This window comes from Candidatus Poribacteria bacterium, from assembly GCA_026706025.1.
Lineage (GTDB): Bacteria > Poribacteria > WGA-4E > WGA-4E > WGA-3G > WGA-3G.
Genome location: JAPOZO010000059.1, coordinates 57477 through 74029 on the forward strand (window position 1 = coordinate 57477; position 16553 = coordinate 74029).

At 47.8% G+C, this 16553-nt stretch carries 5 protein-coding genes; all 5 read left to right on the plus strand.

Annotation, left to right across the window (positions count from 1 at the left end):
• Positions 1 to 184 precede the first annotated feature (184 nt).
• The 5 genes from OXH00_13965 (at position 185) to OXH00_13985 (ending at position 16370) form a co-directional block, all read left to right on the plus strand.
• The gene (locus OXH00_13965; protein MCY3742117.1) at positions 185 to 9580 is read left to right on the plus strand and encodes a tetratricopeptide repeat protein; all 9396 of its coding nucleotides are present in this window, start codon (positions 185 to 187) and stop codon (positions 9578 to 9580) included.
• Positions 9581 to 10262: 682 nt separating this feature from the next.
• Complete coding sequence (locus tag OXH00_13970; GenBank protein MCY3742118.1) at positions 10263 to 11735, plus strand: hypothetical protein; 1473 nt, start codon at positions 10263 to 10265, stop codon at positions 11733 to 11735.
• Positions 11736 to 12130: 395 nt separating this feature from the next.
• On the plus strand, positions 12131 to 13111 hold the full coding sequence (locus OXH00_13975; GenBank protein MCY3742119.1) for a MoxR family ATPase: 981 nt from the start codon (positions 12131 to 12133) through the stop codon (positions 13109 to 13111).
• Between the two features lie 123 nt (positions 13112 to 13234).
• The gene (locus OXH00_13980; GenBank protein ID MCY3742120.1) at positions 13235 to 14122 is read left to right on the plus strand and encodes a DUF58 domain-containing protein; all 888 of its coding nucleotides are present in this window, start codon (positions 13235 to 13237) and stop codon (positions 14120 to 14122) included.
• Between the two features lie 181 nt (positions 14123 to 14303).
• On the plus strand, positions 14304 to 16370 hold the full coding sequence (locus OXH00_13985) for a BatA and WFA domain-containing protein (GenBank protein ID MCY3742121.1): 2067 nt from the start codon (positions 14304 to 14306) through the stop codon (positions 16368 to 16370).
• The last annotated feature ends 183 nt before the right edge of the window (positions 16371 to 16553 follow it).

Below are 16553 nucleotides of genomic sequence, written 5' to 3' on the forward strand. Positions count from 1 at the left end.
AATTCTGTTACACTGTAGTATTATGGATACACTGATATCCCCTACCAAAAGCGAAATTTGTTAATATAACTCACGCAAGTTCCCTTCTCACCACTACAAGTTGTTGTGCGGGAGTAGATAGTTCCGCGTACTGAGATTTAAGTTTGCCGAGTAATACTGCGCGTTTTTCAAGGAGGTATCCTTTATGCTTGGACGAGATAAAACCCAAGTTGTTGTGCTCCTTCTGTGTCTAATATTCTTCACTCTCTCCATCTCACCATTGCTTCTTGCGCAAGATGAAGTGAACGATGCAAAAATCATTGAACGCTATAAACTGATGCTAAGCCGTAAGCCGAAAGAGGGAAGCACGTTTGATCGGCTCTACCAGTTTTATCTCGAAGGTAGCAGTTTAGACGCGATGGTTGCCGATTATCAGGCAGAAGTGCAAGCAAAACCGGATGATCCGAACCCGCAACTGATCTTGGGACACATCTATAAACGTCTTGGGAAAGACGCTGAGGCTGTCAAAGCATATCAACGCGCCGTTGAACTCGCACCGAACAATTACTACCCACACTTTGCGCTCGGACAGGCGTATGCCATACTGATTCAACATGAAAACGCGATTGAAGCATTGAACCAAGCGGCAAAAATCGCTGAGGAGACGCAAGCCGCCACCCCCGAAGACCTTACTGCGATCTACAAAGCACTCGGCAGAGCATACTTCCGTCGAGACCGTGTTGACGCAGCAATTTTGGCATGGACGAAGATTGCTGAACTCGACCCAGAGAATATCTTTACACGGATTGAACTCGCCGACTTACTCCGAGAGCAAGAACTCTACGAACAGGCAATCGCACAACACGAGGCAATCATTCAGTTTAAAGCCGATAATCCGTATCGTGTGTGCCTGAGTCGGCGCGAAATTGGCAATATCCATGAGGCAAAAGGCGACTACAAGACTGCCATCCAGAGTTACGATTCAGCATTGGCGTTGACAGCACCGGGGAACTGGCTCCGTAAAGACCTCCAACACCGCATCATCGGGATTTATGCTGCAGACGGGAATTGGGAAGGCTTAATTGAATACTACGAAAAGAAGCTTGAAGCAACCCCGAACGAACCAGAGATTCTCGGCTTGCTCGCTGCGGCGTATATTGAGAATCAGCAGCCCGAAGAAGGCCTCGCAACATATCAAAAGGCGGTGGAACTTGCCCCAACCGATGCGAATCTACGCTTGAACCTCATCGCAGCATTTCGGAATGCCGAAAGATTTGAAGACGCTGCGGCAGCCTACGAATCCTTGAGCGAACAGGATCCTGACGATTTCGGGATTTACCGCGAACTCGGTGAATTGTACCTGCATTTAGAGGACGAAGACAAAGCGCGGGTAACATATCAACGGATGATTGACCGTGACCCAGAAAATGCGGGGACACATCTCATCCTCGCCGAAATCTACGCCAGTAACGAATGGATGGAGGATGCCGCTGGAGCCTATCAAAAAGCGATTGTGCTTGCGCCGAGTAACCTCGACTATATTGAGTATTTCGGCGAATTCTACTTCCGACAAGGCAATCGTGAGAAGGCAATTGAGACCTGGAACATAATGGTCGCTGCCGACAAAGAAGTCGCTGAGAATTACGAGCGGTTGGCGAAACTGCTTGATACAAAGAACTACCGTACCGAAGCGATCGCTGCAAGTCGGAAGGCTGTTGAATTGATGCCCGATGTCTATCGTTATCGTGAAGCACTGGCGAAGCTGCTCATGAAAAACGAGGATTACGACGCAGCACTCACCGAATACACGGAAGCCGCAAAACTCGCCCCCAACGCATTTTTCGCTGAGGAGATGGATAACCAGCGGATCGAACTCTACCGACGACAGGGTACCCTCGTCGAGAAGATTGAAACGGTGGAAACAGAACTTGAAACGCCGGGACTTTCCGATGCCGATATTTTTGCGAAGCAGAAACGGCTTGCCAAGATGTATCTCAAGTTGGGTAACATTACTTACGCGCTCGAAGTCCTTTTGAAGGCAAAAGCACATCAACCCGACGATATAATTGTGAACCGGTGGCTCGCGGAGGTTTACACCAAACAGAATCGGCGAGATGATGCCAATGCTGTCTACAAACACCTCATCACAATTGATAGCGCGAATACACGAGAGTATTATACAAATATCGCGCGGGCGCATCTGAACGTCATGGATTTCGATGCAGCAACAGAAGCATCAAAGCAGGTCATCGCGCACAGTCCACGGAATCCCGAAGGGCATCAGATGCTTGCAGAGATTGCGAAACAGTCTGGCAACTACGACAGTGCTATAGATAGCCTCAAACAAGCACTTCGTCTGCGTCCGGAAGCGATTGATATTCGTTCGGAATTGGCAGCGACCTACAAACTTTCAGGGAAACCCCGGCAGGCACTCGCGCAGTATTGGCGATGCTGGGAGTTGAGCGATACGGTTAACGACAAACTCGCTTTCGTGAAACCGCTTTCCGAAGCGTATTATGACTTAGGACGGCGCGGCGAGTTTGAGGAAAAACTGAAGCAGCTGTCGAAATCCAATACATCCAGTGTCGGACCTGTTATCGCGCTTGCTGAACTCTATCGGATGGAGGGCGACCTACCGAGTGCGCGTTTCCAACTGGCGCGGGCATTAGACAGAGAACGCGAGAACCCTGACCTCTTGGCACAACTCGTTAACATTAGTGTTGATCTCGGCGATAACCAAGACGCGCTGACCTATCAACAACGCCTCGTCAAAGTTCAACCCGATCCGAGCCATCAGCGACGGCTCGGTGAGCTACTGTTTGATGCTGGACGCGAACAGGAGGCGATACAAGCGTGGACGAAACTGCTACACGCGAAGAACCAGACGCTTGAGGCTGAGATCAAACTTGCGGTACTTCTGATTCGGCATGGACTGCCTGACGAGGCACTTTTTGTGCTTGAACGCGCAGGAGAAAAGATCACAGGTACAGATGCCCATACCGCGCTCTACCAACTCGGCGTGGTGTTGGTGAGTATGAACGAATTCAATCGCGCTCGTACATACTTCCAGCGAATTTTGGATATGCCGAAACCGCCTAAAAATGCCACACAGCGTGCAAAGACAGCCACAACTTACACAACATCAGGTCCCCCCGGAATGGACACAGACAAATTCCGGCTCGCTCGGAATCTGCTTTACCGGGTTCAGGACCAATTGTTTAGAGGAAGAAGCGGACAAGCGTGGCGACCCAGCAATTTTGAGGAGACACAAGCCGGTGCACTCATCCACTTGGTGACAATTGTTCAACAACAAGGGAAACTTAACGATCTTATTCAACAACTCGAATCAGAGGCGACTGCAAACCCGAAAGACATCCAAACGCTTGAAACGTTGGCACAACTTTATATTCTGACCAATGACACCGAGAAAACGACTGAAATCACAGAACGATTGATTGCTGCGTCGCCAGATGATTTGACGTATCAAGCCATAAGATTGAATGATGTCATTCAAGGCGATTCAGACGCGGAGACTGTGGAAAAGCATCTCAACGCTATCACGGGATTACCCTCTGAAGCGCGACTCTGGTACACTGCCCAATATGTCAGTCAACTCTATCATGAGGACAAAAAGGCAGATGCGGCGCAGCTGCTCAATGCGCTTGAAAATACAAAAGTAACGGACCTCAACGCAAGTTCCATGTTAGTGAACGCGCTACTTCTGATGGACCGGACAGACGCTGCGGAGCGTATCATCGCTAACGTCCCGATCCCACCGCAACAACAACAGTGGCGGCATAGACAGCTCTATACCAACGTGATAGACACTTACATCCATAAGGAACAGATTGATAAAGCAGTTGCGCTGTTCTGGAGTTACTGTGAACGTACGAAACCACAAACGACGAACACCCGACGTGTCGCCAAACTCACAACTTCTTCGTCATACTACGGCGGTTACGCGCCGATTCAGTCAAACTATCCTGCACCGACAACGTACTATGATCAAGGTAGATTGGACTATCTTCAACATTTTTACGGAGGATTGTGGAGCAGGGATTTACAGGAGGCGTTGTACACCAAATTGCGTGCCGAGTTAGATGTTGGAGAAGGTATAAACCGCATCTATCCGGGTTTAGCACTAAGTTATTGCCACTGGTGGGACGGGCAGCGCGACAAAGCACAGGAAATTCTATCGACCTTGCAAAAGGAATTTCCGAACGACCTGACCCTCAAACTCAACACAATTTTTGCCTCTATCCAGACGGGACAACATGCTGAAGCACTCGAATTGCTTGAGGAACTTGCAGGCACTGACCCAAGAAACCGTCGCCAGTATTACAACCTCACGCTTCAACTTGCGCTGCATACAGGCAACACTGTCGTCGTACGGGAATTGATAGCAAAACTTCTGAATTCGCCGAGTAGTGCCCGAGAACTCTATGAATTTTCGCGAAAACTGCAAGATGCCGGTCTTACACAACACGCCACTGCCGTCGTGAACAAGGCGATGAACTTGGCAATAGGGATGCGGGACCCGAACTTCCTGATGCGATTAAGTGAACACCTTGAGGATCTCGGGCGGGGACAGGATGCTGCCCAACTTGCAGAACGTGCGCTGCGGTTCGCGAACCAACGCGATCGCTATGGGTCCACTTTAAGCAGATGGAATTTTCAGCAGGCAACACATTTGGTGAGCCATTCAAAAGCCGTTCGAGCGCGTGAACCGCAATTAGTTGAAGCCACCGAAAAGAACCCCAATTCACTCCAGGCACACCTCAAATTAGCTGCCTTTTATGAAAGCACCAATCAGATAGAGAAAGCATCGGCAGCATTTGAGGCAGCACTCAGCCTACGCCCTAAAGACAGCACAACCCGGCAACGATACGCCAGCATGTTGCAGCGAAGTGGAAAGGTAAAAGATGCTGTAACCCAATACATGATCCTCCTCAAGGATAATCCAAACGTTCCCGGCTACCGAGCCTGGGATGTTGTCAGAACCTTCGTTCAGGCAGACAGAGTTGACGATCTCGTTTCGCTCGCGAAAGGGATGATTACACCATCTATTGGAAGGAACTTCGGTAACGAATTCGCCAGATATGCCGCGCGAGAATGTACGAACAACAACCCCCAAGCTGCTGCCGAAATCTATGAAAAACTCATCGAGGCATTCCCGAACCGGACCTACAACCATCGTTACTTGGCATCCGCTTACGCTGCTGCCGGTGACCGAGAGAAAGCGATTCAGTTTTTGCGTAAACAACTGAAGACTGAGGACACGGCATCGCAAGTTCAGACGATATTGCAATTGGCAGAATTCTACAAGACATCCGGTGGGTTAGAAGGTTTCATTAAGGCATATGAAACAAAACTCACTGAAAAACCGGATGATTCCGTGCTACTCTATCTTGTCGCTTCCATGCAAATTATGGCGAATGACCTTGAAACGGCAGACACACTTGTGTCCGAACTGTTTGACGATTCTGATAGCATTAATATAGAATATCTCAACAATTTAGCGGATGCATACCGGCGCGCGGGGGACTCTGAACGCGAACTGCACCTGCTGGAATCCACGGTCAATAAACTTGATCCACACACGTGGCGGTTTCCTGACACGTGCCAGAAACTCGGCTTAGCCTATTCGCAGAAAGGCGAGAAAGAGAAGGCGCGAGACGCATTCCGTAAGATGGGGACTCTCCGCATGCTGCAACGTGGATACGACATCTGGGAAAAAGAGGGTGTCGCAAACATATATATGCAACACGAGATGTGGGACGATGCTGAAGGGATCTATACCGAAATCGTCAATGACCTTTCTGTGCAATCCTATGATCGTGATCAGGCACAACGGCAGTTGATGATGATTAAACAGCGGCGCGGCGATTTTTCAAACGCTACCCAATTCACCGAAAAAACGCAAGAAATGAACATCGGAACACAGCGAGCACTGGCGAAAGCGTCCATGGAACAGGGTGAAACCAAGCAGGCGATAGAGATTTACGAACAGGTCGTAAAAATGATGCCTGAGGACCTGGAATCACGTGCGGAACTGGCTACCCTCTACTCACGTCGTAACCAACACGATACGGCGACCGATATATGGAATACACTGCTTGAAACTGATCCGGGGAATACAAAATATCAGGACGGGTCCGTCAGGGCTTACCAAGTTTCCGGCGACATCGGCAAAGCCTTTGAACTCGCGCAGGGATATATCAATACTGCTCCGGAAAGTGGTGTCCATTACGTGCGTCTCGCAAAACTTCACGCTGCCGAAGAACAGGTTGAAGATGCAATCACGGCTTATGAAAAAGCGATTGAATTCGCCCCCGGGAATGCACAGGCTTACCACGACTTAGCAAGGCTTCATCTCCAGATAGACGATACAGATGCCGCCGAAAAAGCGTTTAAGAAAGCCATTCAATACACCGGACAAGACTGGAAGCGGCAGGATATTGAACGGGAACTCATAAATCTCTACTACCGTGAGGGTAAATTGGAAGAGATGATAGGGCAGGCAGAAACTGATGGCACCCTTACATTTCAGATGCAAAAGGAACGGGCGTTACGGTATCGGAATGCCGGTGATCTCGAAAAATCGGTGAGTGCGTACAAAAAAGCGATTGACATGACCTCCGATAGTTATGATCGGCGTAGGATCAACGAAGATTTACTTGAGATATACGTTAAACTCGGAAAGACTGACTTAACAGTGGAAACCTATGAAACATTAGCGATTTCCGACTCACGCGACAGAGCACGCGACAGGTTGATTTCTACCTTCAAAAGTGAGGGAAAACTTGAACAGTTGAAAACGCTTTTTGAAAACAGACGGGAAAAGAGCGACAATAATCCTGCTGTCCTTGAATTACTCGCTCAGATTTATCGAGATGCCAATGACCATGAAAAGGCAGCAGAAACTTATCTTGCACTCAGCGAGGTGCAACCCAGTAACGTCCGGAGTTTTTACTACGCTGCTGCGGCACTGAACAACAACGGACAACCCGAATTGGCAAAAGAGATGCTGTTGCAAGGTGAAGCCGCACTCTCAACGAGCAACGAAAAAAGTAGTATGTACTTTCTTAGGACACTCGGCGATATCTGTTATGAGGGTAAAATGTACGAAGCGGCGATAAAACTCGCCGATGCCGCAATCGTTGAAAGTGCAAGATACCGGTTTTACGGTGGCTCGCCACTGGAACCTATGTACGAACTCAAAGGCAAAAGCCACTTACGTGCCAAACGTTACGAAGCAGCCTTCAACGCATATCGACAAAAGGCAGCCGTCGCCAGATATGACCGGTACCGTGAAGAAGCGGAAGCATCCATGCGGCGTGCAGCGCAACAAGGCAATCTTTATGAGAAATGGATTCCGGAACAGTTGAAGCAGGTTACTGAGAACCCTGATGACCTTGATGCCCGGTTCACGCTTGCGCAAAGTTACGAATCCAGTAACATGATTAAGGAAGCGATTGTCCAATACCAGAAGATTAGCGAGCTTCAACCTGATAGTTGGCAGTGGCACAAGAAACTTGGCGATCTCTATGATAAACAATCTCAACAACACCGTGAGACGGGAGAAGTAATCAAAGGCACTGCACTGCTTCTTGACGGCAATTCAAGCTTCGTGGAAATTGGTGGCACCGACATTTTGAACAACATCACGCAACAAGCGACAATCTCCGTCTGGATGAAACCGACCGATTTTCCGAACAGATACGCGCCGATTATTTTCAAAGGCGATGAACGCACATCGAACTTCAGCCATCGAAGTTATATCCTCTACCTTCGGGAAAATGGTAAGATCCAAATCGCCTCATCACCCAATGGTCGAGGACAAAGATCCTTCTATACCACATCTGACACCATTCAACTCAACAGATGGTATCATATCGCGGGTGTCATTGATGCCAAAAGAGATGTCATGCGGTTGTTCATTAACGGCGTTGAAGTTGGAACAACCGACTACAAAGGTCAAGACAGTATTTATCAAAGCCAGAAACCCCTCCGAATTGGTTGGACCCACGAAGAAGAACGACCGACGCAATCCCCCTTTGTCGGGTTTATTGATGAGGTGCGTATCTGGAACGTTGCTCGGACAGGCACCGAGATTCGTTCCGATATGAATAGCCAGTTGACAGGCGATGAACCCAGCTTAGTCGCTTACTGGAAATTTGATAAAGCAACGGATGGAATTATTCCCGACGCGTCGCATAACAAAAACAAGGGTAGACTTATGGGAAATGCAAAACTGGAGTCCTATACCCGTCCTATTTTCGAGAGTTTTAACCCTGAGCAATTGGCAGAAGCCACGGCGGCGTATGAAAAAGCGATTCAGTTTGATCCGAATTCTTACGAATTGTATCGTCTGGTGGCACAAATCTATAAGAATGGTGAACATCCATTAGATGCTGAGAAGGTATATCGTCGCGCGTTGGATGCGTCCCTTACGCAAAGCGAATACGATACTGCGGTTAAAGCGATTTTGAACCTCTACAACGACGAAAAACAGGAAGATAAACATATCGCCCTCCTTGAGGAATTGACCCCGAAAATGCCGAACAGCACTGCTTTACACGAACTGTTAGGCGATGCGTACAAAAAAGCAGGAGACACGGAAAAAGCGAAAATCGCCTATAACCGTTGGATCAAACTCCGGCAGCGAGAGATAAATCGGGAACAACGTTACTGGTACTACAGCGATTTTGCTGAGAAACTGCTCAACAAAGGCCTCTACCCGGAAACAGCGTTGAAGTTCGCGAAACGTGCTGCACAACGCTCAACAGGTTCAAGTTACATCTTGACTTTAGGACATGCATACCTCGCCAACGAACAGTATAACGAGGCATTGGAAGAGTTTATACTTGGTCTAAATACACGAACAACTGGAAGTGCGCATCGCGATGTCTTCTCGCGGATTGCCGAAACTGGGAAAAAAATGAAAAATCAGGCACGTTACCTCGAAATGTTGAATAAACTGGTAGACGCTATGTCGCACAATCTGAGTGCCCATCTACACCTCAGTCTCGTGCTGGCTGAATTTCATCGTGAGAATGACATGCCTGAGAAGGCAAAAGCGTACATTCAAGGCACCGGTTTCATCACTGAGGACGCATGGTGGACACTCGGTCCATTTGACAATACCGCTGGTATCGGTTACAACACTGCTTATATCCCAGAAGACGTGACGCGGATTGACACAACCACTATATACAACGGCATAAATGGACAGGTCCGTTGGCAAAAAAATGCCGATAAGACATTGGAGGGCTATATCGGCCTTGGAAAGGATGTTGATTGGCGTGTCGCTTATGCGTTTGCAACCATTATCTCGCCCGATGAACGGAAAGTCCAACTCCGATTCGATAGCGATGACCAGGGGAAAATTTGGTTAAACGGTGAAGAGGTGTTCGCACACACAAGAACCTCTCTGGCGGAAATTGACCGAGACATTATCCCTGTGACGCTCAAGCCCGGTGAAAACAGCATCCTCGTCAAAGTGTGTGAGGAAGAACTACATTGGGGATTCTATCTGCGGATCACCGATACTGATGGAAAACCGTTTGACGATCTGAAAATTATAGACATAGCAAAATAATGCACCTTTTTTCATCTTAAAGTGCGTCACTATAAATAAGACCATAAACATTTTAGTCTTATCGGAGATATCATCTACCAGAGCCATTCAGTTTTAAGAAATTATAGAGTTTCTCGTACTTTTTTCAGGATCCGGTGCGGTTCCAAACCGCACCATAGGTGTCAATTTAGCGGCTTTATAGTAAAATCGGAAAATGTGTTTACACTTCGCATCTTCGTAGGGCTGGGTTACCCAGCCCCTACGAGTTACCGTGTGTGCAAATAATTATGGGATTTACTATAATGGCATTTTGTCGAGTGTAGATATAAACATACCGCCCTTACAGGGCTAAGGTCCTTACTTGATACCGCTGCTATAAACATATCGTCCTTACAGGACTGAAGAGGTTTTTGAAGTTATCAAGGTTTCCGCGTAGAATCCGGTTCGGTTGCAAACCAAACCTACCGGACCTGGGGGTCGCGACGATTATTTTTTCTAAAATTGACACTTATGGTGCGGTTCCAAACCGCACCTACCGGGCCTGGAGGGTCTAAAATTAAACGAAAAAACCGAAAACTGAATGGTTCTGTATCATCTACAAGAATGTCTTGACATTCAGCAAAGCCTTTGTTATAATTGACAGCAAACACTTCGTAACTATTCCAACAGCAACTCGGGTACCTTCACATAAGGAGCAAATCCTATGCAAGAAAAATTGATCCTCGAAAAGATCCAGCGCGTCCGCCAGCGACTGAACATCCAACGGTACTTCCAGACATTAGCGACCTTCCTCTTCTACGGGTTTTTGGTGTGTGTCCCGTTCGTCATCGCCGACAGCGTCACATCCTTTAATATCCCACCACTGGTTTTTCTCTGGGTGGCACTCGGTATCGCTGTGGTTGCCTTAGCCTTTCGTTTCCTGCGTCCTGTGAGTCTTCAAGAGGCAGCGCGAGCCATTGACACAGATGCGTCCCTTAAGGACCGCGTTATAAGCGGCTTAGAACAGATTCAACACCGAACCGACGAAACCTTAACGGCACTCCAACTTCAGGATACGACCAACAGACTGCAAGCAGTGCCGGTAAATCAAGTTGCGCGCTATACGCTGCCGCGCGAGACCAAATTTATTGCACTCGTCGCCATATTTCTTGTCGGTTTTTCGTTCGTCGAGTTTTTCGCACCACCCGCGACTTCAACGGAAATCGACTTCTCACCGCAGATCGCAGCGGAGGCTGACACGCTCCTGAAAGAGATTGAACAGGCAAAAAAGGAAGCCGAACAAAGCGAAGATGAGGAACTTGCAGAGCTCTTGAAAGAGATTGAGAAAAGAGCACTTGAACTGAAGAAACCACAGATTGCCCCCAAGGAAGCACTCGCCCGAATGACAGAGTTAAGCGCACTGTTGAAGACGAAAGTTAACCCGCTCAAGATGGCGCAACAGGAATCACTGATGAGTGGATTAGGGCAACAGTTCATCGGCAACCCATACTTGGGTGAATTCGGACAGCAGCTGAAACGCGGTGATTATCAACAGGCAGCAGCAAAGCTTGACCAAGTAACAAAAAAGCTACCGGAATTCGAGAAGGAGAAACGCCAAAATATTTCCGATGAGTTGAAACGCGGTGGCAAGAGTCTACAAGGCACCGATCTCGACGGCCTCGGAACAGAGTTATCCGGCGCAGGGGAAGGCTTAGCCAACGACGATGTTGAAGGCGCGCAAACACGGCTCCGCGCATCAAGCAAAAAGATGCGGAACCTTGCACTGCTCAAGAAACGCAATCTACAATTGGCAAAATTGCTCTCGGAATGCGAAGCGTGCAAGGCGGGCATTGCTGGTGTGTGCCAAAGTAACAAAACAGGATTGACCTACGCCCTCAGCCAGAATCCGAGTAAAGGTATAGGAAAAGCGACTTCTGCGGGGCAACTCGGTCAACTTACATCGCTTGATTCTACGCTTAACCTTGAACAGATCACGGGTGTTCAGGGAGAAGGCAGCTCCACCGTTCAGACCTCTAAGACATCCGCGGAAGGACAGCAGTCCGCAGTCAGTTACAAAGATGCGTACACGAAATATCAGAAACTTTCCGAGGATGCTCTCACTGAAGAGCAGATCCCTTTGGGGTATAAGTTTTACGTGAAACGCTACTTCGAGTCGATCAAGCCGAGTGATGAGTAGTTTTTAGTCGTCAGTTGTCAGTTCGGTTTTTCTACGAAAAACCTTTCAGTGGTCAGTAGTTTTCAGTTATCAGAGCAATTTTTTCTAATGAAGATTAAGAATTTAATCGGGTAATTTTCAGTTTTCTTGTCGGACCCGGTGCGGTTGGAATGCAGATCGCATTTGGGTGAGTATACCGCAAAACCGCACCTATCGGGCCTGGCGTAAATTACCCAATTTATTTGTTAAACCTCATACGAAGAAATCTGTCAGTCGTGAGTTAAGAGCCGATTTGTAGCAGTTATCAGAAAAGCGGCTGCTACAAGAAGGTAAATGACAACCGATAACCGATAACTGATAACTATTCCCTCTGACAACCGATAACCGATAACTGATAACTACACCATAGGAGCAATATGTCTGAACACGCTGAACAAAAATACGAAGAATTTCGCGAGACCTTCCTAAAAATACAACAAGAAGTATCCAAACAAATCGTCGGGCAAAAAGAGATTATCGAAGGGGTTCTGATATGTCTCATGACGGGCGGACATGCGCTGTTAGAAGGTGTCCCCGGTTTAGGGAAAACCCTGCTCATTCGGACGTTGCATGAGGTATTAGATCTCAAGTTTGCCCGAATTCAGTTCACACCAGACTTGATGCCAGCAGACATCATCGGCACTACAGTTGTTGCTGAGGATGAAGACGGGCGGAAGTTCTTTGAATTTCAACAAGGTCCCGTATTTGCCAACCTTATTCTCGCCGACGAAATCAACCGTGCGACCCCCAAGACCCAGTCAGCTTTATTAGAAGCGATGCAGGAAAAATCCGTGACTGTTGCCGGACAGCAGCGGGAACTCAAATTGCCTTTCTTTGTAATGGCGACGCAAAACCCGTTGGAGATGGAAGGCACCTATCCGCTTCCCGAAGCACAACTCGATCGCTTCTTTTTTAAACTCAAGGTTGAATACCCAAGTCTTGACGAACTCGACCTTGTTATGGAACGCACCACGAGACGCGAAATGCCGTCCGTGGATAAAGTCTGTGATGGCGAGCAGATTAATGCATTGGAACAGATCGTCCGTGATATCCTCATCGCTGAAGACGTACGTAGGTACGCTTTGCGAATTGTGCTCGGTACACACCCCGAAACAGAAGACGCGCCGGAATTGACGAAGAAATATGTTCGCTACGGTTCGAGTCCGCGTGGTGCGCAAGCGTTAATTCTTGGCGGAAAAGTTCGGGCAATTCTTGATGGTAGATACAATGTCGCCCGTGAGGATATTCAAGCCATCGCCCTACCGAGTCTGCGGCATCGTCTCATCCTTAGCTTTGAAGGCGAGGCAGAAGGGATTGATCCAGACGACATCATCCGACATCTGCTGGAAGAAATTTAATATCTGGAATATCAGTTTCCAGTTTCCAGTTAAGAGGGAAACGTTCCTTTAGAGGCTTTCCTTCTGGTGACGGGTTACTGGTAACTTCTTTACTTCTTCGCGAAAACCCAATAGTTAAAAAAGATGAACGATACACAGTCTGCCTTTGACAGCGAATTCCTGAAAAAACTTGAATATCTTTATATTGTCTCGAAAAAGATTTTTGCCGGACGCATCAAGGCGGAGCGTCGCAGTACACGCCGCGGTGTGAGTGTCGAATTCGCCGACTACCGTAACTATACCGCAGGTGACGATTTCCGCTACATCGACTGGAACGCTTTCGCACGCTTGGATGAACTCCTGCTAAAACTCTACGAAGAACGGGAAGACCTGCACATCTACTTCCTCGTCGATGCCAGTCAGTCCATGACCTACGGCGAGCTGCCGAAACTGATTTATGCGAAACGAGTCGCCGCTGCGCTCGCCTATATCGGCTTATCCAACCTTGACCGGATTAGTATTACGACCTTCAACAACACAGGCGCGAATCGGCTCCCAACAGAGCGTGGCAAAGGTAAAATTTTTACCGTCCTCGACTTTCTTGATCAGATTAACGGTAGTGGCGAAACAGATTTAGAGAGCGCATTCCACAACTTTGTCCACACAACCAAACGTCGCGGTCTCGTCGTGCTAATTTCGGATCTCTTTGATCCGAGTGGGTTTACCAACGGACTGAATGTGTTGAAATTTCAGAAGCATGAACTTTTCGTGATCCATATCATCGATCAGAAAGAAGTCGCTCCTGATCTACTTGGTGATTACCATCTTGTGGATGTTGAAACAAATCAGCTGCGTCAAGTCACGATCAACGAAAATCATCTCAAGCGGTATCAGGCACTGTTCCAAAAATATTGTGATGACATGGATTTATACTGCACGCAACGCGAAATCAGCCTTGTACGGACGACGACAGAATCCCCTTTCGAGGAACTTATTTTACGCATTTTCAGGATGGGTGGTTTTGTTTCTTAATAGTTATCAGTTTTCAGTACGATTTTTTCTGCGAAAAAATCTTTCGGTTGTCAGTCGTCAGGGCGGTTTTCTACGAAAACCTTTCAGTGGTCAGAAAGAGGAAACCTTAGAATTACCCAAAACCTCTTGTAACTCTCACTGCGAGGCAAACTGATAACTGATAACCGACAACTATTAAACTATGAATTTCTTGTCTCCCACCTCACTATTCCTATTTGGATTGGCACTCCCGATTGTCGCGCTGTATATCCTTAGGCTGCGTCGGCGCCGCGAACCGGTCTCTACACTGATGTTCTGGGAGGAACTTTTTAAAGAACGGCAGACGACCTCTCTGTTCCAGAGACTGAAGCACCTCCTATCACTCCTGTTGCAACTTCTATTTTTGATGCTCTTAGTGTTTTCAATTGCGCGTCCGCAATTCGCTTTCATAACAAAATCTGCTCGGCAACTGGTTTTGATTATTGACCAGTCGGCGAGTATGAATGCTATTGAAGAAGACACTGACGGGCGCACGCGGTTAGAGGTTGCTAAAGAACGTGCCCTGCGAAGCGCAGATGGTCTCCGTTTCATGGACGAAATGACGGTAATCAGTTCCCATACCCAACCTGTAATTCATATTCCGTTTACGAATCACCAGAAATCGCTACGAGAAGCGATTAATGCGATCCAACCGACTGACATCAGCACGAACCTTGAGCCTGCTTATGATTTAGCGTACGCCATTGCCGAAACCAAACCTAACCCTGAAATTGTTATCTTCAGCGATTTCCAGTCGATTTCAGAAGGGCTACTCGCTAAACTTAAAAGCAAAACGGAACAGGTGGGAGACACCGAAGAACCGGATCCAGAAATCAAACGCCACTTGATACAGATAGGAAAAGCAAAGAACAACGTTGGTATTACGCAGTTCCGAGTCCGCAAGAGTCTTGTTAACGCCTTCGATTACCAAACACTGCTGCGTGTCGTCAACGCCTCAGAAGAAGAGAAAAGATTCAACGTTGAACTCTATTTCAACGAGAATCTTTTTGATGTCCGCCCTTACACCCTTGCGCCCGGCGAAAGCAAATCCGAGATTTTCAGTAACTTTGCGTTTGAAGGTGGCAAACTCAAAGCGGTCCTTGATATCCAAGACCCACTGATCTCAGACAACATTGCTTACGCCACGCTTCCGAAACGCGATCTTATCCCTGTCTTGCTTGTGACAGCAGAAAACCCGTTTCTCCAAAAAGCACTCGCCGTTGATGAACAGATACAACTCACCATCCTCACACCGACGGAATATGAAGCTGACGTACTCCCTAACGGTGCTAATTCGCAAGCGACAAAAGCGTATCAAGTCGTTATCTTTGATCGTTACAGCCCTCCTTCCCTCGGTGATGGGAATTACATGTTTATTTACCCACCTGCTGTTGACGGATCAGAAACCGCTACCTCCGAACTGAAATGGCATATCGGTGCAGCGTTGGAAACACCAATTATTACGGATTGGGAGCGGACGCACCCTATTCTGCAGCACGTTCATCTGGAGAATGTCCAAATCGGTACAGCGTATCAGGTCACGCCACCGTCCACAGCCCAGGTACTTGCGCGTTCATTTGAATCCCCAGTCTTGTTCATTGACGTTAAGCCGAACCGAAAAGTTGTCTTCGCTGCTATCAATATCTTGGAATCCGATCTGCCGTTACGCATTGCATTTCCGGTAATTATAGCGAATACCATCCAGTGGTTCCAACAACGTTCTGAAATTCTGGAATACCATCTCCATACGGGAGAAGTCCTCAAACAGCAGATTGAATCGATAGACGCAATTTCGCAACCGGAATTAAAGACAGAAACTGATTCACCCGAAAGCACCTCAAAAGTTGTAAAAATCACGGGACCTGAGGACAAAACGTGGGAACTTCCTGTTGAAGGGGACGCGCTGCTTTTTGAGCAGACACTGCGTGCCGGTTTCTACGAACTGAAGATCTCAGAAGCAGCGGATTCTACATCAGCAGAAGAACAGCCGCCACCGGAGGTATCCGATGCTACAAAAGATAATAGCGGAACGATATGGGCAGTTAACCTCGCCGATGCAGCAGAATCGCACATCGGTGCCGACCCGGCAGTTGAAGACCTGACCGAGGCATCAGTGGCACAGAGCGGTGCCGCACTCTTACGCTACCCACCATGGGTTTACTTGGTATTCCTTGCCGTTGGATTGAGTGTTGTTGAATGGTTCTTATATCAACGCAGGCGAATTGATTAAAATAATCTAAATTGCTAACTAACGTGAGTTCGACTTAACAGCGCAGATGATTTTCAAGGTCCATGCAGAAACCTGAAATCACCGAAAGAGACGTAGAATTCGACACACTCTCACACCTGCAGCGTTTGGAATGTTGGGTTTCGCTATATTTCTTCTTGATGAAAGTAGCATCGCAAATCAACA